General features: G+C 73.7%; 17 protein-coding genes. 6 read left to right on the top strand and 11 right to left on the bottom strand.

From position 1 onward, the window contains the following. Window positions 1-6: 6 nt before the first annotated feature. Genes B085_RS0140360 through argC form a run of 6 tightly spaced genes read right to left on the bottom strand, consistent with a single transcriptional unit; the run spans window position 7 to window position 5,067 of the window. On the bottom strand, window positions 7-543 hold the full coding sequence (locus B085_RS0140360; protein ID WP_018564284.1) for an arginine repressor: 537 nt from the start codon (window positions 541-543) through the stop codon (window positions 7-9). Between the two features lie 7 nt (window positions 544-550). Further along, a complete protein-coding gene (locus B085_RS0140365) occupies window positions 551-1,768 on the bottom strand; it encodes an acetylornithine transaminase (RefSeq protein WP_018564285.1) in 1,218 nt (405 codons plus the stop codon). Continuing rightward, window positions 1,765-2,709 carry an acetylglutamate kinase gene (argB, locus tag B085_RS0140370; protein WP_018564286.1) on the bottom strand — a complete coding sequence of 315 codons (945 nt, stop codon included), beginning with the start codon at window positions 2,707-2,709 and terminating at the stop codon, window positions 1,765-1,767. The genes B085_RS0140365 and argB overlap by 4 nt, the downstream gene beginning before the upstream one ends. After that, the gene (argJ, locus tag B085_RS0140375) at window positions 2,706-3,857 is read right to left on the bottom strand and encodes a bifunctional glutamate N-acetyltransferase/amino-acid acetyltransferase ArgJ (RefSeq protein WP_018564287.1); all 1,152 of its coding nucleotides are present in this window, start codon (window positions 3,855-3,857) and stop codon (window positions 2,706-2,708) included. Before argJ ends, argB begins: the two co-directional genes overlap by 4 nt. After that, window positions 3,854-4,042 (bottom strand): hypothetical protein, encoded by a 189-nt coding sequence (locus B085_RS49875; RefSeq protein ID WP_158689918.1) that lies wholly within the window; start codon window positions 4,040-4,042, stop codon window positions 3,854-3,856. The genes argJ and B085_RS49875 overlap by 4 nt, the downstream gene beginning before the upstream one ends. Further along, window positions 4,039-5,067: an N-acetyl-gamma-glutamyl-phosphate reductase gene (gene argC / locus B085_RS0140385; protein WP_018564289.1), complete on the bottom strand. Its 1,029-nt coding sequence runs from the start codon at window positions 5,065-5,067 to the stop codon at window positions 4,039-4,041. The genes B085_RS49875 and argC overlap by 4 nt, the downstream gene beginning before the upstream one ends. A gap of 528 nt (window positions 5,068-5,595) precedes the next feature. On the opposite strand from argC, the gene B085_RS0140390 reads away from it, so the two are divergent. Then, a complete protein-coding gene (locus B085_RS0140390; protein WP_018564290.1) occupies window positions 5,596-7,263 on the top strand; it encodes an FG-GAP repeat domain-containing protein in 1,668 nt (555 codons plus the stop codon). Window positions 7,264-7,377: 114 nt separating this feature from the next. Here the strand turns inward: B085_RS0140390 and B085_RS0140395 are convergent, their stop codons facing one another. Further along, entirely contained in the window at window positions 7,378-8,130 is a 753-nt protein-coding gene (locus tag B085_RS0140395) for a LysR family substrate-binding domain-containing protein (protein WP_018564291.1), read from the bottom strand. A gap of 59 nt (window positions 8,131-8,189) precedes the next feature. Between B085_RS0140395 and B085_RS0140400 the strand changes: the two genes are divergently transcribed. The 4 genes from B085_RS0140400 (at window position 8,190) to B085_RS0140415 (ending at window position 11,714) form a co-directional block, all read left to right on the top strand. Then, window positions 8,190-8,585 (top strand): DUF5997 family protein, encoded by a 396-nt coding sequence (locus B085_RS0140400; protein WP_018564292.1) that lies wholly within the window; start codon window positions 8,190-8,192, stop codon window positions 8,583-8,585. Window positions 8,586-9,182: 597 nt separating this feature from the next. Beyond that, a complete protein-coding gene (locus tag B085_RS0140405; protein WP_018564293.1) occupies window positions 9,183-10,643 on the top strand; it encodes an aldehyde dehydrogenase family protein in 1,461 nt (486 codons plus the stop codon). A gap of 29 nt (window positions 10,644-10,672) precedes the next feature. Beyond that, a complete protein-coding gene (locus B085_RS0140410) occupies window positions 10,673-11,416 on the top strand; it encodes a nucleotidyltransferase domain-containing protein (protein WP_018564294.1) in 744 nt (247 codons plus the stop codon). A 94-nt stretch (window positions 11,417-11,510) separates the two neighbouring features. Continuing rightward, window positions 11,511-11,714, top strand: coding sequence for a DUF1918 domain-containing protein (locus B085_RS0140415; protein ID WP_018564295.1), 204 nt, complete (start codon window positions 11,511-11,513; stop codon window positions 11,712-11,714). 69 nt (window positions 11,715-11,783) lie between these two features. On the opposite strand, the gene B085_RS0140420 is transcribed toward B085_RS0140415, so the two are convergent. Then, window positions 11,784-13,094 carry a glycoside hydrolase family 10 protein gene (locus B085_RS0140420; protein WP_026251941.1) on the bottom strand — a complete coding sequence of 437 codons (1,311 nt, stop codon included), beginning with the start codon at window positions 13,092-13,094 and terminating at the stop codon, window positions 11,784-11,786. A 315-nt stretch (window positions 13,095-13,409) separates the two neighbouring features. Here B085_RS0140420 and B085_RS0140425 point away from each other — a divergent pair, with 315 nt between their 5' ends. Next, entirely contained in the window at window positions 13,410-14,273 is an 864-nt protein-coding gene (locus tag B085_RS0140425) for a 3-hydroxybutyryl-CoA dehydrogenase (RefSeq protein ID WP_037733364.1), read from the top strand. Here B085_RS0140425 and B085_RS0140430 read toward each other — a convergent pair. The 3 genes from B085_RS0140430 to B085_RS0140440 form a co-directional block, all read right to left on the bottom strand. Then, complete coding sequence (locus B085_RS0140430; protein WP_018564298.1) at window positions 14,264-16,855, bottom strand: AAA family ATPase; 2,592 nt, start codon at window positions 16,853-16,855, stop codon at window positions 14,264-14,266. The two genes, B085_RS0140425 and B085_RS0140430, sit on opposite strands and share 10 nt — an antisense overlap. A 175-nt stretch (window positions 16,856-17,030) precedes the next feature. Further along, a complete protein-coding gene (locus B085_RS0140435) occupies window positions 17,031-17,324 on the bottom strand; it encodes a hypothetical protein (protein WP_018564299.1) in 294 nt (97 codons plus the stop codon). Between the two features lie 88 nt (window positions 17,325-17,412). After that, window positions 17,413-18,588 (bottom strand): PP2C family protein-serine/threonine phosphatase, encoded by a 1,176-nt coding sequence (locus B085_RS0140440; RefSeq protein ID WP_037733366.1) that lies wholly within the window; start codon window positions 18,586-18,588, stop codon window positions 17,413-17,415. Window positions 18,589-18,681 lie beyond the last annotated feature (93 nt).

An 18,681-nucleotide genomic window follows, 5' to 3' on the forward strand; every position in this document is an offset into this window, starting at 1 on the left:
TCCGCTCTAGCCGCCCGCGGCCAGGCGCAGCAGGTGCTCGGCGACCGCCTGCCCGCCGGCCGGGTCGCGGCTGATCAGCATGACCGTGTCGTCGCCCGCGATCGTGCCGAGGATGTCGTACACCTCGGCCTGGTCGATCGCGGACGCGAAGAACTGCGCCGCGCCCGGCGGGGTGCGGACGACGACGAGGTTGGCCGAGGCCTCCGCCGAGATCAGCAGCTCACTGGCGAGGCGGCGCATCCGCTCCTCCTTCACCGACTCCCCGAGCGGTGCCATGGGGGTGCGGAAACCGCCCTCGCTGGGCACGGCGTAGATGAGTTCGCCGTTGTTGGTGCGGATCTTCACCGCGCCCAGTTCGTCGAGGTCGCGGGAGAGCGTCGCCTGGGTGACGCTCAGCCCGTCGTCGGAGAGCAGCTTGGCGAGCTGGCTCTGGGAACGCACCGGCAGCCGGTTCAGGATGTCCACGATCCGCCGGTGGCGTGCCATCCGGGTCTGCGGTACGGCCGCGGCTCCCCCGCCGGCCTGCTGCTGCGCCTCGCTCATCGTCGACTCATTCCCCGGATCGCGGTCCCTCTGCGGCGTGTACGGCGTCGAGGACGCCCGGCAGCGCCCCCAGGAAGGCGTCCACCTCGGCGTCACCGAGGATCAGCGGCGGGGCGAGCCGCACCGTGTCGGGTACGGCGGCGTTCACCAGGAGTCCGGCGTCCTGAGCCGCCTTCTGCACCTGCGCGGAGAGCGGCTCGGTGAGCACGATACCCAGCAGGAGGCCCGCACCGCGCACATGATCGACCAGAGGGTGGCCCAGCGCCTCGACGCCCTGGCGCAGCTTCTCGCCCTGGCGCTTGACGTTCTCCAGCACGCCCTCCTGGGCGATGGTGTCCAGAACGGCGAGCGCCGCCGCGCAGGCCACCGGGTTGCCTCCGAAGGTGGTGCCGTGCTGACCGGGGGTCAGCAGGTCGGCCGCGGGGCCGAAGGCGAGCGTGGCTCCGATGGGCAGTCCGCCGCCGAGCGCCTTGGCCAGGGTGACGACGTCCGGCTCGACGCCCTGCGCCTGGTGCTCGAACCAGTGGCCGGTGCGGCCGATGCCGGTCTGCACCTCGTCCATGACGAGCAGGGTGCCGGTGGCACGGGTGATCTCCCGTGCGGCGGCCAGGTAGCCGGCCGGAGGCACGACGACGCCGTTCTCGCCCTGGACGGGCTCGAGCATCACCAGCGCGGTCTCCTCGGTGACCGCGGCGCGCAACGCGTCGGCGTCGCCGTACGGCACATGGGTGACGTCACCGGGCAGCGGGCGGAAGGACTCCTGCTTCTTGGGCTGCCCGGTGAGCGCGAGCGCGCCCATGGTGCGGCCGTGGAAGCCGCCGTCGGTGGCCACCATGTGCGTACGGCCCGTCAGCCGGCCGATCTTGAAGGCGGCTTCGTTGGCCTCGGCGCCGGAGTTGCAGAACAGCACGCGGCCGGGGCGGCCGGACAGCTGGAGCAGCCGCTCGGCGAGGGCGACCGTGGGCTCGGCGATGAAGAAGTTGGAGACGTGGCCGAGGGTCGCGATCTGCTCGGAGACGGCGCGGACGACCGCGGGGTGGGCGGTGCCGAGGGCGTTGACGGCGATGCCGCCGAGGAAGTCCAGGTACTCCTTGCCGTCGGCGTCCCAGTACCGCGCGCCCTCGCCGCGGACCAGGGGCAGCCGCGGGGTGCCGTAGTTGTCCATCAGGGAGCCCTGCCAGCGCCGTGTGAGCGCCTCGTTCCCCTGGCCGCCGGTCCCGGTCATGCCCGTCCCCCTTCGTTCTCCGATGTGCCGCCGCCCGCCGCGTCGACGGGGTCGGGCACCACCATCGTGCCGATTCCCTCGTCGGTGAAGATCTCCAGCAGGATCGAGTGCTGGACCCGCCCGTCGATGACCCGGGCGGTGCGGACGCCGTTGCGCACGGCGTACAGGCACCCCTCCATCTTGGGCACCATGCCGCTGGACAGCTCGGGCAGCAGCTTCTCCAGCTCGCTCGCCGTGAGCCGGCTGATGACCTCGTCGCTGCGCGGCCAGTCCTCGTACAGGCCCTCGACGTCGGTGAGGACCATCAGGGTCTCGGCACCGAGCGCGGCCGCGAGCGCCGCGGCGGCGGTGTCGGCGTTGACGTTGTAGACCCCTGTTCCGTCCGCGGTGTCGGCGCTGCGGGCGATGGAGGAGACGACCGGAATGCGGCCGTCGTCCAGCAGGGCCCGGATGGCTCCCGTGTCGATCTCGGTGATCTGCCCGACCCGGCCGATGTCGACGGCCTCGCCGTCGATCACCGGGCGGTGCCGGGTCGCGCTGATGGTGTGGGCGTCCTCGCCCGTCAGGCCGACGGCGAGCGGCCCGTGCTGGTTGAGCAGGTTGACCAGCTCGCGCTGCACCTGCCCGGCGAGCACCATGCGGACGACGTCCATGGCCTCCGGGGTGGTGACCCGCAGCCCCGCCTTGAACTCGCTGACCAGCCCGTGCTTGTCGAGCTGCGCGCTGATCTGCGGGCCGCCGCCGTGCACGACGACCGGCTTGAGGCCGGCGTGCCGCAGGAAGACGACGTCCTGGGCGAAGGCCGCCTTCAGCTCCTCGTCGACCATGGCGTTGCCGCCGAACTTGACGACGACCGTCTTGCCGTGGTGCCGGGTCAGCCAGGGCAGCGCCTCGATCAGGGTCTGCGCCTTCGGCAGGGCGGTGTGCTTGCGGGTGCTCATGAGCTGTAGGCGCTGTTCTCGTGGACGTACTCGGCGGTGAGGTCGTTCGTCCAGATGGTGGCGGTCTCGGTGCCCGCGGCGAGGTCGGCGGTGATGTGGACCTCGCGGTAGCGCATGTCGACCAGTTCGCGGTCCTCTCCGACGGAGCCGGACTTGCACACCCACACGCCGTTGATCGCCACGTTGAGACGGTCCGGCTCGAAGGCCGCGGAGGTGGTGCCGATCGCCGAGAGCACCCGGCCCCAGTTGGGGTCCTCGCCGTGGATAGCGCACTTGAGGAGGTTGTTGCGGGCGATGGAGCGGCCCACCTCGACGGCGTCGTCCTCGGTCGCGGCGTTGATCACCTCGATCTTGATGTCCTTGGAGGCGCCCTCGGCGTCCCGGATCAGCTGCCGGGCGAGGTCGGCGCAGACCTCCTCGACGGCGGCGGCGAAGGACTCCGCCGCGGGGGTGACGCCCGACGCGCCGGAGGCGAGCAGCAGCACCGTGTCGTTGGTCGACATGCAGCCGTCGGAGTCGGCCCGGTCGAAGGTGGTGCGGGTGGCGCCGCGCAGCGCCTCGTCGAGGGCGGTGGAGTCCAGGTCGGCGTCGGTGGTCAGGACGACCAGCATGGTGGCCAGGCCCGGGGCGAGCATGCCCGCGCCCTTGGCCATCCCGCCGACGGTCCAGCCCTCGCCCTCGCGCACGGCGGTCTTGTGGACGGTGTCGGTGGTCTTGATCGCGATGGCGGCCTTCTCGCCGCCGTGCGGGGAGAGTTCGGCCGCCGCCTTGGCGACGCCCGGCAGCAGCTTGTCCATCGGCAGCCGGACTCCGATCAGCCCGGTGGAGCAGACGGCGACCTCCCCCGCGCTCTGCCCGAGGGCGCCGGCGACCGCCTCGGCGGTGGCGTGGGTGTCCTGGAAGCCCGCGGGACCGGTGCAGGCGTTGGCGCCACCGGAGTTGAGGACGACGGCCGAGACCCGGCCGCCCCGCAGTACCTGCTCCGACCACAGGACGGGCGCGGCCTTGACGCGGTTGGAGGTGAAGACGCCGGCCGCGGCGAGCCGCGGACCCTCGTTCACCACGAGGGCGAGGTCCGGGTTGCCGTTCTCCTTGATCCCGGCGGCGATACCCGCCGCCGTGAACCCTTGTGCTGCCGTGACGCTCACTGTGTCGTCTCCTTGTCCGCTTCTGGGCCGGCGCACCGCAGGGGCGCGGCCTTCGCCGTGATGTCGGTGTGCGGCCCGGTCACCGCGGCCGGGCCGTGCGCGTCGACGCCCGCGTCGCAGGGCGCCGCCCGGGTGAGCAGTAGCGCCACCGCGCGGCGGGCGCGAGCGGCGGGGCGGGGGGTCATGGCGCGACCCCCGCGGTGCTCAGACCCAGCCCCTCGGGCAGGCCGAGCGCGATGTTCATGCTCTGCACGGCGCCGCCGGCGGTCCCCTTGGTGAGATTGTCGATGGCGCTGACGACGACGACCCGGCCGGCGGCCTCGTCGTACGCCACCTGGATCAGCGCGGCGTTCGAGCCGTACACAGCGGCGGTGGCGGGCCACCGGCCCTCCGGCAGCAGGTGCGCGAACGGCTCGTCGGCCAGCGCCTTCTCGTAGGCGGCTCGTACGGCCTCGGCGGTGGTGCCGGGCCTGGCCTTGGCGCTGCAGGTGGCGAGGATGCCGCGGGGCATCGGCGCCAGCGTCGGGGTGAAGGAGACGCAGACCCGCTCCCCGGCCACGGCCGACAGGTTCTGGATCATCTCGGGGGTGTGCCGGTGCGTGCCGCCGACCCCGTACGGGGTCATGCTGCCCATGACCTCGCTGCCCAGCAGGTGCGGTTTGGCCGCCTTGCCCGCGCCGGAGGTGCCGGACGCGGCGACGACGACGGCCTCGGGCTCCACCAGGGCCGCCGCGTACGCGGGGAAGAGCGCGAGCGAGACCGCGGTGGGGTAGCAGCCGGGCACCGCGATGCGCTTGGACCCCTCCAGCGCGGCACGCGCACCCGGCAGTTCCGGGAGGCCGTACGGCCAGGTGCCGGCGTGCGGGGAGCCGTAGAACCGCTCCCAGTCGGCGGCGTCCTCCAGCCGGAAGTCGGCACCGCAGTCCACGACGAGCGCGGCGTCCCCGAGTTGCTCGGCGACGGCGGCCGACTGCCCGTGCGGCAGGGCGAGGAAGACGACGTCGTGCCCGGCCAGCGCCTGCGCGCTCGTGGCCTCCAGCACGCGGTCCGCCAGCGGCAGCAGGTGCGGCTGCAGGACGCCGAGGCGCTGCCCGGCGTTGGTGTTCCCGGTGAGCGCGCCGATCTCGATCTCGGGATGGTTCAGCAGCAGGCGCAGGATCTCCCCGCCCGCGTACCCGCTCGCTCCCGCCACCGCTGCCCGGAATGCCATGGACCCTCCTCGTCGATGGCATGACTATACGGCGCTCGGAACTTTTATGCAAAGCTTCCCGGCCCTCCGCGACGGGGGCGCCGCGACCGGACGCCTCCGCCGGCCGCGACATCCCACCTCGCCTCGCTCCACCTCGCCGCCGAGATCGCCCCAGGCCGGCCGGACGACCGGCCCGGACGCCGCACCGGTGACGGACCCCGGGAGTGCGGGTGCCACCGCTGTCGCGTCCGCGACTTCTGCGGCCTTCGTCCCGCTCCCTGCCGCTCCCTGCCGCTCCGAGCAGCAGAGACTCACACGTCGATCATCGTTAAACCACTTCAGTCTCACGCGTCGCAGCTGTAGAGTCTGTGCCCGTCCCGGGAACGGTTCACCATGCATGTAAAGCATCTGTGAACTCGTTCGACCCGGCTCTATCCTTTTACCCCTGGGGGGGCTTTGTCTCCTGTGGAACCCGCCCGGTCCATATTCGTGCGCCCGAAACGAGCGCGCCGGATCGCGGCCTGCACCGCTCTCGCTCTCTCGGCCGGCATGCTGCTGGCCGCCCCGGCTTCGGCCGACAACGCACCCGTACCGCACGACCCGGCCGTCGAGCGGCCCGCGCAGCCCCGGCTCGACCGGCTGCCGACGCTCACGCTGCCGGAGCGCACCACCGCGAAGTCCCCGGCCTCGCGCGCCGCGGGCGCGGCCGCCGCGGACATCCCGGCGAAGCCGCGTCAGGACGTGGACGGCGACGGCTACAGCGATCTGATGTACCGCGCCATCGACGGACAGGTGTACGTCGAGCCGTCGAACGGCGCGGAAGGTCACGTCTACACGATCAACGGCGACTACGAAGAGCAGTACAAGGACATCATCGCGCCGGGCGACCTCGACGGCGGCGGCGGTCCCGAGTTCTTCACCCTGTCGGCGACCGGCAAGCTCTCGCTCTTCCAGAGCTGGGGCGCGGACAGCACCGGCTACGCCACCTGGTCCGGCAACGGCTGGCAGATCTACAACAAGGTCTTCGCACCCGGCGACCTGAACGGCGACGGCCGGGGCGACATCCTGGCCCGTACGCCCGCGGGCGAGCTGTACCTCTACACGTCCAACGGCGCGGTCGACAGCAACCCGCTCTCCGCGCGGACCAAGGTCGGCAGCGGCTGGGGCGTGTACGACCAGCTCGTCGGCGCGAACGACATGAACGGCGACGGCATCGGCGACCTGGTCGCCCGCACGACCGCCGGCGACCTGTACTTCTACGCCGGCACCGGCAACGCCGCGGCCCCGTTCGCGGGCCGGGTCAAGGTCGGCACCGGCTGGAACGCGTACAACCAGCTCGTCGGTGTCGACGACCAGACCGGCGACGGCCTGGCCGACCTCCTCGCGCGCACCGAGGACGGCACGACCTACTTCTTCGCGTCGACCGGGCAGGGCACCTTCCTCGACCCCACTGGTGGCGGCACGGGCTGGAACGCCGTGTCGCTGTTCCTCGGAGCGGGCGGGAACCCCGACTTCGGCAAGAACGAGCTGATGGGACTGGACACCAAGAACAACCTGTACTGGTACTACTCGAAGAACAACGGGCTGCTCAGCCCCCGCGAGTTCATCGAAGAGCTCTGGTCGGGCGTCAACCTCACGCTGGTCTCGTCCCTCGACAAGGACGGCCAGGCGGACCTGCCGATCATCTACGACGGCACGCTGTACAACGGCGAGTACGAGATCGGCAGCGGCTGGGGCATCTACAACAGCCTCGTCGGTCCCGGCGACCTGAGCGGCGACGGCAAGGGCGACCTGCTGGCGCGTGACAAGTCCGGCGTCCTCTACCTGTACCGGGGCAACGGCACGGGCAGCGCGTTCGCCAAGCGGACCAAGGTCGGCTCCGGCTGGGGCGCCTACAACAAGCTCCTCGGCGCGGGCGACTACACCGGCGACGGCCGCACGGACCTCCTGGCCCGCACCACCGGCGGCACCCTCTACCTGTACGCGGGCACGGGCGACGCCTCCGCCCCGTTCAAGTCGCGGGTCTCCATCGGCGGCGGCTGGAACACCTACAGCAAGCTCGCCGCACCCGGCGACATCAACGGTGACGGCAAGGGCGACATCGTCGGCGTCAACTCCGCCGGCGACCTCTACCGCTACACCTCCACCGGAACCGGGAAGTTCTCGGCGAAGGTCCGGATCGGCCCCGGCTGGAACACCTACCGCAACCTGTACTGAGCAACACCGCACCACACAGAGCGCCCTGCCGCCGGTCCTCCGGCGGCAGGGCGTTCCTGCCTACCGGCGCCGGGAAGCGTACGCCTCGATGCCCTGGTGGGTCCGGACCGCCTGCTACGAACGGCGGCGGGGCTTGCCGCGCTTCGCGGTGGGGCGGGGCGTCTTCGCGGACGCGCGGCCGGACGATCTGGCGGCGGGCTTGCGCCGCGCCGCCCCCTCGTCCGAGCGCTGCTTCTTCGGCTGCGCCTGGGGCTGGGTACGGCCGCGGGTGCTGTTGACCGTGCGGCCGCGCACGATGCCGATGAAGTCCTCGACCCGGTCCGTCGTGGTGTCCTCGCGCCACGACAGGGCCACCCGCGACTGCGGGGCGTCGACGACCGTGCGGTAGGTGAGGTCCTTGCGGTGGTGCAGACGCGCCAGCGACTGCGGGACGACCAGCAGACCCACGCCCGCCGCGACGAGTTCGACGGCGTCCGCGGTCGTGGCCGGGCGCTCGATCGCGGGCCGCCCGGGGAGCTCCTCCCAGTCCAGGGTGTCGTCGAGGGGGTGGAACACCACGTCGTCGGCGAGATCCGCGACCGACACCTCCTCGGCGGCCGCCATGAGGTGGTCCTTGGGGACGACGACGACCGTGGTCTCCGTGTAGAGCGGGATGGCGCTGAGGTCCGTCCGGTCGATCGGCAGCCGTACGAAGCCCGCGTCGGCGTCCAGGCCGCGGAGCATCCCGGGGGCGTCGGCGGCCGTGGCCATGACGAGTTCCAGCGGGATGTCGGGCAGCCGCTCCTGCCAGATCCGCACCCACTTGGCGGGGATCACACCCGGGACATAGGCGAGGCGGAACGAGGAGGGAGCTTCCGAGCCGGTCATCCGGCCAGGCTACCCCGGCGCCGGTCGGGGGCCGCGCCCGCGATCGATATCCTGGGGGCATGACGTCGCACCATTCCACCCAGACCATGAAGCCCGCCACCGCGGCGAAGAAGCTGGGTGTGTACCTCGAGGCCACCCCCGCCGAGTTCCGGGAAGGCGTCGTGTCGCGCGACGAGCTGAACGCGCTCCAGTCCGACCCGCCCGAGTGGCTCCAGGAGCTCCGCCGCAACGGTCCGCACCCGCGCCCGGTCGTGGCGTCGAAGCTCGGCGTCTCCATCTCCGGCCTCGCCCGCGGCGGAGTCACCGAGGCGCTCACCACGGAGCAGATCGAGGCGCTGAAGCAGGACGCGCCCGAGTGGCTGCAGAAGGAGCGCGCCACCCAGGCCGAGGTCCGCAAGGAGACCGCCCGCCTCAAGGAACGCGACGCCGAGCGCGCCCGCCGCGCCGACGCCTGACGCCCTCGTGACGCCCGGGCCCCCGCGAGGGCGGCCCGGACGTCGCGGAACACTCCCGTGGACGTGAGGCGCCCGCGCCACGGCGTCCCGACGCCGACCGGCCCTCTCGCGGTGGCAGGCCGAAGTCCCGCTCCGGACGGCCCCCTGCTCCCGTCACCACCAGCCGCGGCCGCGGCCGCCGGACGGACCCGCGACAGGAGCGGTGGCCTCCGCCCCGCGGGCACGGAACCCCCGACCGGTTCATGTCCCGCCTCTCCGCCGTACCGCCCTCCGGCCCGCCGCCGCGGGTGGCGGCCCGGCTTCCCGCGGACCTGACCAGCAGCGCCTCGCCTCGCTCGCCCAGCTCGTCCGTGCGGGCGAGGCCCTCCTCCGCGGACTCCCGGCCGCGCCCCTGAGCGAAGGCCTCCTCCGCGGCCCGTCGCCGCCGCAGGCGCCCCCGTTGCGTCGTGCCCCGGCGCCGTCCCACCCCGCCCGCACAGCGCGTCCCGGTCCGTTGACAGCGCGGGGGGCGCGTCGCAGACTCAGTGCCCGAAACGGTCGATGAACGATAGTTCACTGTGCGAACGCCTACGTTCGCGCGCCAGAACAGGGGCTGCCATGACCATCTCCCGCGAACTGCTGATCGACGGCAGGGACGTCCCGGCCGTCTCCGGACGCACGGCCGAGGACGTCAGCCCCTTCACCGGCGAGGTGTACGCCACCGTCGCCGCCGGGAGCGCCGAGGACGTCACCCGGGCGGTGGACGCCGCCGACGCCGCGTTCCCGCAGTGGGCGGCGCTCAGCCCGTTCGCGCGGCGCAGGATCTTCCTGACGGCGGCCGACCTGCTGGAGGCCCGCACGGAGCAGGTCGCGGAGATCATGGCGCGGGAGGCCGGCGGGACACGCCCCTGGGCGTACTTCAACGTCGGACTGGCCGCCAACATCCTGCGCGAGGTGGCCGCCGCCATCACCGCGCCGCGCGGCGAGGTGCTGAGCGCCCAGGAGGAGGGCGTCCTCGGCATGGCGGTGCGCGAGCCGGTCGGCGTCGTGGGCGCCTTCGCACCGTGGAACGCCCCGGTCATCCTCGGCGTACGCGCCGTCGCCGCGCCGCTGGCGGCCGGGAACACGGTCGTGGTGAAGCCCAGCGAGGACGCCCCGGTGGCCTGCGGCCTGTTCGTCGCCGACGTGCTGCGCGAGGCCGGGCTGCCGGACGGCGTGCTGAACGTGGTGACCAACGCCCGTGAGGACGCCGCCGAGGTCGCGGAGGCGCTGATCGCCGACCCGAGGGTCCGCATGGTGAACTTCACCGGGTCGACGGAGGTCGGGCGGATCATCGGCACGCACGCCGCGCGCCACCTCAAGCCGGCCGTACTGGAGCTCGGCGGCAAGAACGCGATCCTCGTGCTGGACGACGCGGACGTGGACTACGCCGTCGACGCCGCCGTCTTCGGCGTCTTCCTCAACTCCGGGCAGATCTGCATGTCCGGTGACCGGGTCCTCGTCCACCAGAGCCTCGCCGAGGAGTTCACGGCCAAGTTCGCCGCCAAGGTCGGCACGCTGCCCTCGGGCGACCCCGCGCACCCGCACACCGTCATCGGGCCGCTGGTGAGCGAGGCCTCCGCACGGCGCGTCGCCGCGCTCGTGCGGGACGCGGTCGCCAAGGGCGCCACCGTGCTGGCCGGGGGCGGCGAGCCGGACGGCGCGGTGCATCCGGCCACCGTGCTGCACGGCGTGCCCAAGGACGCGGAGATCTACTACGGCGAGGCCTTCGGCCCCGTCGTCACCGTGGCCGCCTTCGCCGACGACGACGAGGCCGTGGCCCTGGCCAACGACACCGAACACGGCCTGACCGCGGGCGTCATCACCGAGAACGGCACCCACGGGCTCGCCGTGGCGCGCCGGCTGCGCACCGGCATCGTGCACGTCAACGACCAGTCGGTGGCCGACGAACCGCAGGCGCCCTTCGGCGGCTTCAAGGCCTCCGGTTACGGCCGCTTCGGCGGGCGCTGGGGCCTGGAGGCGTTCTCCAACACCCGCTGGGTCACCCTGGCCACTCAGCAGGCGCATTACCCGTTCTGAACCCGCGGCGAAGGGCGTAGGGTCCGCGCATGGAAGATCCACTCGGCGCGGCCCGCGCCCTTCTCGCCGCACGCTTCCCCGACGCCCTCGCCGGCTTCCTGGGCGGGTCCACCGCCCGCGGGGAGGGGACGACGACGTCCGACCTGGACGTGGTCGTCGTCCTCGATCCGCCCGCCGGATGTCACGCGGAATCGCTGACCTGGGGCTCCTGGCCGGTCGAGCTCTTCGTGCACACCCCCGAGTCGGCGCGGGCCTTCATGGGCTGGGACCGGGACCGCGGCAGCGGCACGATGGCGTTCATGTGCGCGCGGGGCGTCGTCCTGCTCGACCGCGACGGGACCGCCGCCCGGCTGCGCGACACCGCGGAGCGGATCCTCGCCGCCGGACCGCCCGCGGCCACGGACGCGGCCCGCGACCACCGGCGCTACTGCGTCACCGACCTGCGCGACGACCTGCTCGGCGCGCGGGACGAGGAGGAACTCCTCGCCGTGGCCGCCGCCCTGCTGGAGGGCGCCGCGGAACTCCTGCTCGCCACCCGCGGCCACTGGCGCGGTGGCGGCAAGTGGCTGCCGCGCCGGCTGCGCGAGGCCGACCCCGAACTCGCGGGGCTCCTGCTCGGCGGTTACCGCGCCCTCGTCCGCGGCGGCCCGCGCGAGGCGTTCGCCTCCGCGGTGGACGCGGTGCTGCACGCCTGCGGCGGCCCGCTGTGGGCGGGCTACCGGCGCACCCCGGATCCTCGCATGCTGGCGGAACTGGGCTTGCGGCCGGGGTGAGCCCCGGGCCCGTTCCCGGGGGTGCGGAGCGGACGCCCGAACCTAGACTGGAGGGGCAAGGCTGCGGACCGCCGAGTTCACAGGAGGTCTACCGATGCACGCGAACAAGGGTGACCGGGTCAGGCAGCACGGGCGGGTCGTCGGCCAGCACGACAAGGTGGCCGAGATCGTCGAGGTCATGGGGCAGGGCGGCGAGCCGCCGTACCGCGTCCGGTACGACGACGGGCACGAGTGCATCCTGTCCCCCGGACCGGACTCAACGGTGGAGCACGGGCGGGGCGCGACCCCCACCCGCTGAGCCGTCCGCACCGCATCGTGCCGGACCGCGGCCGTCGCACCACGCGGCCGCGGTTGCGATGGTGCGCGCCTACGCCCCGGGGCCGGTGCGGGGCGTACGGACGCGCGTGGGGTAGTGGTCCGCGACGACCCGGGACATCGCGCCGATGGGGTCGGCCGCGACCTCCTTGGCGGAGAAGAAGACGTTGCCGAGCACCTGGGGATGGTTGCGGGCCAGGTCGAGGTGGCGGGAGAGTTCGGCCGGGTCCTGCCAGGCAGCCGCCTCGCCGGCCGCGCCCGCGCGGTACAGCGCCTCGCCGATGTAGAGCTCGACGCCCGTGCCGTCGACGACGTCGGCCCACCAGGGCACGAGCGCGGCGTAGTCGGCGACGCCGAAGCCGATGTTCCAGTACACCTGCGGCACGATGTAGTCGATCCAGCCCTTGAGGACCCAGCCGCGTGTGTCGGCGTAGAGGTCGTCGTACGTCTGGACCCCGCCGCGGGTGGCGGAGCCGCGCGGGTCCGTACCGCGGTTGCGCCAGACCGCGAAGGGGCTGACGCCGAAACGGGTGGCCGGGCGCAGTGCCCGGACGCGGGCGGCGGTCTCGCTGACGAGCAGGTCGATGTTGTCGCGCCGCCAGGAGGCGCGGTCCTCGAAGCCCTCCCCGTATCGGGCGAAGGCGTCGTCGTCGGCGAAGTACCGGCCGGCGACCGGATAGGGGTAGAAGTAGTCGTCCCAGTGCACCCCGTCGACGGGGTAGCGGCGGACCGCGTCGAGCATGGCGTCCTGGACGAAACCGCGGACCTGCGGAAGCCCGGGGTTGTAGTAGAGCTTGCCGCCGTACGCGACGGTCCAGTCGGGGTTGACGCGGGCCGGGTGGTCCGGGGAGAGCCGTCCCGGGTCGTCGTGGGTGGCGACGCGGAACGGGTTGAACCAGGCGTGCAGTTCCAGCCCCCTCGCGTGGGCCTCCACCACGGCCGTGCCGAGCGGGTCCCAGCCCGGGTCCCGCCCCTGGACGCCCGTCAGATACGCCGACCAGGGCTCGTAGGGGGACGGCCACAGCGCGTCGGCCGTCGGCCGGACCTGCATGACGACCGCGTTGAGGCGACGCTCGACGGCCACGTCGAGGTAGCCGAGGAGTTCGTCGTGCTGCTGACGGGCCGACAGCCCGGGGGCGGAGGGCCAGTCGCGGTTGGCCACCGTCGCCAGCCACATGCCGCGGAACTGCCCCCGCTCGCCGGGGCCGTCCGCCGCCCCGGACGGCGCCTCCGCCCCCGCGGGAGGGACCCCGGTCGCGCCGCCCGCCCCGCCCGCCGCCCTCGCGGCCCCGCCCGCGGCGAGGACGCCGCCGAGCGCCCCGGCGGCCCCCACGGCGAAGGTCCTGCGTGAGAGTCGGCGCATGGCTGTCCCCTGATTCCCCGTCATATTCATATTGCGCCGATACTGGGCTGAATCGCTCCGTCCGGCAACCTACCGGGAGCCGGACGGGTCCGGTGTGCCCCCGGCGCCCCGGCCGTCCCGTACGACGCCCCCGTCACGCGCGGCGCGGGAGTGCCGCCGACGGCGTCAAGCCCGGTCACCGGGGCTCCCGGGCCCTGCGGAAGAGCCCTTGCGGGGACCCGGACCGGTACGCCGGCCGGGTGTAATGTCGAGCGGGCTGGTCCGGACCTCACGACGGTCCGGGTCTCCATCTCGCGATCAGGGAGAGGCTGGGCGTTGAACGACGACATCCGTTTTGTCGGTGTGGTGGGCTGTGGCCAGATGGGCGCGGGTATCGCCGAGGTGTGCGCCCGGGCCGGACTGGACGTCCGGGTGGCGGAGACCACCGGCGAGGCCCTGGAACTGGGCCGTACCCGGCTGACGAACTCGCTCCGCAAGGCGGCGGAGCGCGGCAAGATCACCGCGGAGGAGCGCGACGCGACGCTGGAGCGCCTCACCTTCACCACCGACCTGGGCGACTTCGCCGACCGCGACCTCGTCATCGAGGCCGTCGTCGAGAACGAGCAGGTCAAGACCGAGATCTTCCAGGTGCTCGACCAGGTGGTCACCCGCCGGGACGCGATCCTGGCCTCGAACACCTCCTCCATCCCGCTGGTGAAGCTCGCCGTGGCGACCTCCCGCCCGGAGCAGGTGATCGGCATCCACTTCTTCAACCCGGCGCCGGTGCAGAAGCTCGTCGAGCTGATCCCCGCCCTCACCACGGACGGCCAGACGCTGGTGCGCGCCGAGAAGCTCGTCACCGACGTGCTGGGCAAGCACCCGATCCGAGCCCAGGACCGCGCGGGCTTCGTGGTCAACGCGCTGCTCATCCCGTATCTGCTGTCGTCGATCCGGATGTTCGAGACCGGCATCGCCAGCCGTGAGGACATCGACAACGGCATGGAGATGGGCTGCGCCCACCCGATGGGCCCGCTCAAGCTCTCCGACCTGATCGGGCTGGACACCGTGGCCTCGGTCGCCGAGTCGATGTACGACGAGTTCAAGGAGCCGCTGTACGCGGCCCCCCCGCTGCTCCAGCGCATGGTCGACGCGGGCCGGCTGGGCCGCAAGAGCGGCCACGGCTTCTACGACTACGTGTAGTTCGGCGTCCGCGCCGTCGTCTCCCGCCGCGCGTCGAGCCGGGCCAGTTCCATCCTGGCCCGGGCCTCGACCGGGGCGGCGCCGACGGCGGAGCTGATCTCCAGGGCCTCGACCAGTGCGCCGCGGGCCGCCGACGCCCGCCGCGGACGGCGCTCGACGGCCCCCAGCACGATCAGCGTGCGGGCGAGGTCGATGGGGAGCGAACGGCCGCGCAGCCGGTCCGCGGCGGCCTGGATGCGGGTGACGCCCCGCTTGGAACGGCCCAGCGCACAGTCCCGCAGCCCTTCGGCGCGGTCCAGGGCCGACTGCACGCTGGCGGACGGCCGCGCCCCGGCGCGGCGACGGGCCGCGCGCAGGATCTCGGCGGCGGAGTCCGTGTCGCCGAGGATGACGGTAGCCTCGGCGAGGTCCCCGTACCAGCGCAGCATCACCGGGTCGGCGAGGCCCATCGTCTCCCCCATCCTGCGCACCTGCCGCAGGGTCTCGACGGCCGCCGCGGTGTTCTCCCGTCCCCCGGCCAGCAGTTGGGCCCGGCCGCGGACGCCCAGCGCGCGCAGCAGGAAGAGCTGGTCCCCGTCGGTCATGCAGGCCCGGATCGTGCGGTCGGTGAGCTCCAGGGCGCGCTCCAGGCGTCCCCCGGCGGTCTCGGCGAGCGCGGCGGCGTACAGCACGGGCGGCGAGTCGTTGCCGGTCCGGACGGGCAGCACCGCGCAGCGGGCGACGTTGTCCAGGGCCTCGCGGCACCTTCCGGACCGCACCTGTATGCGGATCAGTGCCACCAGCGTCGCGGCGGTCTCCTCGACGGAGGCGTACTCGCCGGACATGCCGAGGAGGCCGGACATCTCGTGTTCCGCCTCGGTGACGCGGTCGGCGTCGGCGGCCAGGATCGCGCGGGTGCGCACCAGTTCGCGGGCGCCGGGACCGTCGGGAGGCACGGGGAGACCGAACGCCTCACCGAGCGCGGCCTCGGCGGACTCCGCCTCTCCGTGCAGCGCGTGCAGCCGCGCGAGCAGCGCCAGGGCGGCCACGCGGGTGTCGACGGCGTCCGCCTGGACCGCCATGTCGGCGGCGCGGCGGGCATGGGCGGAGGCCTGGGCGGGCCGTCCGCCGATGAGGTGCCGCAGGGCGGCCCACTGGTGCAACCGGGCCTCGAGCTCCGGATGTCCTTCGGCCTCCACCAGGCCGTCCGCGATGAGACGGCCCGTGGCGCCCAGCGCCTGCCCCGCGTTGCCGAGCATGATCAGCCGGGCCAGTACGCGCTGCCGCGCGGAGGAGGCCTCGGCGAGCACGGTCTCCGCGGCCCGGCCGGCGTCGCCCCGCAGCCCGGCGTCGCTGGCGTACTCGGCGGCGGCCAGCAGCCGGTCGGCACGCTCTTCGGGACGGTCCTCGGGGGTACGGCGGGCGGCCAGGGCGGCCAGTTCGGCGGCGGTGGCGGGGGCGCCGCGGCGGCGCGCGGACTCGGCGGCGGCCGTCAGCGTCGCCGCGGTGGTCTCGTCGGCGTGCGGGTGGGCCAGGGCCAGGTGCCGGGCCTGCTCCACGGGCTCGGGCACGACACGGGACAGCAGTTTGTGCGCGGTGCGCCGGCCGTGCTCCGGGGCGTCGGTGTAGACCGCGGCACGGATCAGCGGGTGCTGGAAGCGAATCGTTCCCTCGGCGTCCGCCGCGGCGACCCCCAGGGTCTCCGCGGTGGCCAGGTCGCCCTCCGGGTCCGGGATGCCCGCGGCGCCGAGCAGCGGCAGCGTGGGGCGGGCCGCGGCGCTCGCGACGAGCAGCGTCTGCCGGGCGGAGGCGGGCAGCAGCCGCACCCGGTCCAGCAACAGGTCGCGCAGCCGCGGCGGTACGGAGAGCACGTCCCCGGCCTCGAAGGGCGTGCCGTCCCGCAGCAGGACGCGCCCGAGCTCCAGGGCGTACAGCGGATTGCCCGCGGCCGCGTCCTGCACGGCGCGCACGGCGCGTTCCGGCAGCTCCGCCCCGGTGTCGTCCAGCAGCAGTTCCGCCACGTCGCCGTCCGACAGCGGCGGCACGAACAGCGCCGTGGTGCCCGGCGGGCAGCACCGCATCCCGAGCGGCTCCTCGCCCTCCACGACGCGCTCCGCGGCCAGGAACCGCACGTCCTCGCCCGGGGGGAGCCGGCGCAGCGCGAGCGAGAGAACCTCCGCGCTCGGTGTGTCGAGCCACTGGAGGTCGTCGACGACGATCAGCACGGGCCCGGCCGCCGCGAGCGCCCGCAGCAGTTCGACGGCCGCGTCGCGAACGGCCAGCCGGCTCTGCGTCGCCACCGGCTCGTGCCCCCGCAGCAGCGCCGCCCGCAGGGCGGCCCGGGGGCCCGCGCTCAGCCCGTCGACATACTCCTCGGGCACCCGCGCGAAGAGGTCCATCAACGCCACGAAGGGCAGCTTGGCGTCCTCCTCGACGGGGACGGCCCGCAGCACGAAGCCGTCCGGCGGGGCGTCGTCGGTCAGCACCGCGAGCAGGGCAGACTTGCCGATCCCGGCCGCTCCGTGGAGCAGTACGCCCGGACCGGCGGTCAGCTGTGTCCGGGCATGGTCGAGGATCTCCCGACGCCCGATCAGGGACGGCATATGCTCATGACAACGTTTGCCCAACTGCCTTGTCAATGACCGCAGTCACGTCGGCGTGTCTGGGGAGTGGGGGTGCGGGGGCCGGTTGTTGCGGCCGGTTGCTCGTGTGCGGGTTGTTTTGCGCCTGCGGGCGGCTGCGCCAGGCTGCCTGGTGGGTGCCCCTTGCGGCGCCCCGTTACGCGACCCCGTCGGGATCGGGCAGCAGCACCACCCGGTGCGCCCCCGCATCGACCGCCACCACGCTGTCGCACGCCGCGACAACCGTGATCCCCGCCGCCGCCACCCGCCGGAGCTCGCTCCACGCGCCGCGGCTGATGACGGTCGTCGTGACGGAGGGACCCCGGCTCCAGGGTGCGTCGTTGAGGGCGAGCTGCAGCGCGGACCGCTGCGGCCCGGGTGGCCCGACCACGGCGATCAGTTCTCCCGTGGGCGTGGACAGATCGGCTCCGGTGACGGTGGGGGTTGCCATGCCTGCCCCTCTCCTCGTTCTGGCCGGTATGCGGTCAATGGGTGTTTTGCTCGCGGATCGACCCAGGTTTACCAAGGATTGGGCGGGATCAAGGGCGCGGCACTCCGGCAAACCCGGTTGCGGTACGGGCGGAACCGGCGTGCACGAGCACCCGTGGGGCGTCCCGGTGGAGCACCAGCAGTGCCATGTCGTCGGTGAGCCGCCCCCGCGCGTGCCGCAGGAACGAGGTCCGCACCGCGTCGACCAGGGCCGGTGCGGACAACGCGCCACCGTGGGCGGCCGTCTGGGCCGCGCCTTCCAGGACCGGCAGCAGGGGGAAGAACTCCCCGGCGGCGTCCCGGGCGTCCGTCACGCCGTCGGTGTGCAGGAAAAGCGCCTGGCCGGGCAGGAGTTCCCCGCAGGGGACCCCCTTCGGGTCGGGGCCGGGGTCGAACAGGCCGAGCGGCGGGAACGGTTCGCCGGTCTCCAGCGGGCGGGCGCTCGGCTGCCCGGGATGGCCGGGGCAGAGCCGGTACGGCTGCGGATGGCCACAGTTGATGACCTGGACGCCGCAGTCCTCGCCCAGTTCGAGCAGCATCAGGGTCACGAACTCCTCGGCGGCGTGCGCACGCCCCCGCAGGTGACGGTGGAGCGCGCGGTCCAGGCGGTGGAGCACGCCGCCGAGTTCGGGCTCGTCGTGCGCGGCCTCGCGGAAGCTGCCGAGCAGCGCCGCGACGGTTCCGATGGCCTCGAGGCCGTGGCCGCGCACGTCGCCGATGACCGCGCGCACACCGTAGGGCGTGGCGAGCACCTCGTACAGGTCGCCGCCGACGCGGGCGCCGCGGCTGGCCGAGAGGTGGTCGCCGGCCACCGCGAGGCCGCCCACGCGTTGCGGCAGCGGGGGCAGCAGCACCTGCTGGGCGGCGGCGGCGATCTCCCGGGTGCGGTCGAGCTCGGCGGCGAGCCGGGCCCTGCGGTCGGCGAGCCGGAAGCAGACGGCCAGGACGGCGAGGACGGCGACCTCGGTACCCAGCAGTTGTCCGGTGTCCGGCAGCGCGACGGCCGCCACGGCGAGCCCGCCGCTGACCAGGACGCAGCGACGGCGTCCGGTGCCGGCGCAGGCGATCACCGGGGCCGCGACCGCGGCGGGCGCCCACTGGACCCCGCCGGGCACCGCGTACACCAGGCCCAGCACCGCGGCCACCCACAGACCGGGAAGCGAGAGGATCACCAGCCCACGCGCCCTGCCGCCGCTCCGGCGGTTCACCGCCCTGGGTCGGATCATGCCTCGGGGCTCCCCCTGAAGCCGTTGACGCGGCAGGCGACGACACAGCCCCCGCGTCGTGTGGGCCCTGGTTCCGAACGATTGTGGCGACTC

The sequence above is a fragment of the Streptomyces sp. BoleA5 genome, from assembly GCF_000373665.1.
GTDB lineage: Bacteria > Actinomycetota > Actinomycetes > Streptomycetales > Streptomycetaceae > Actinacidiphila.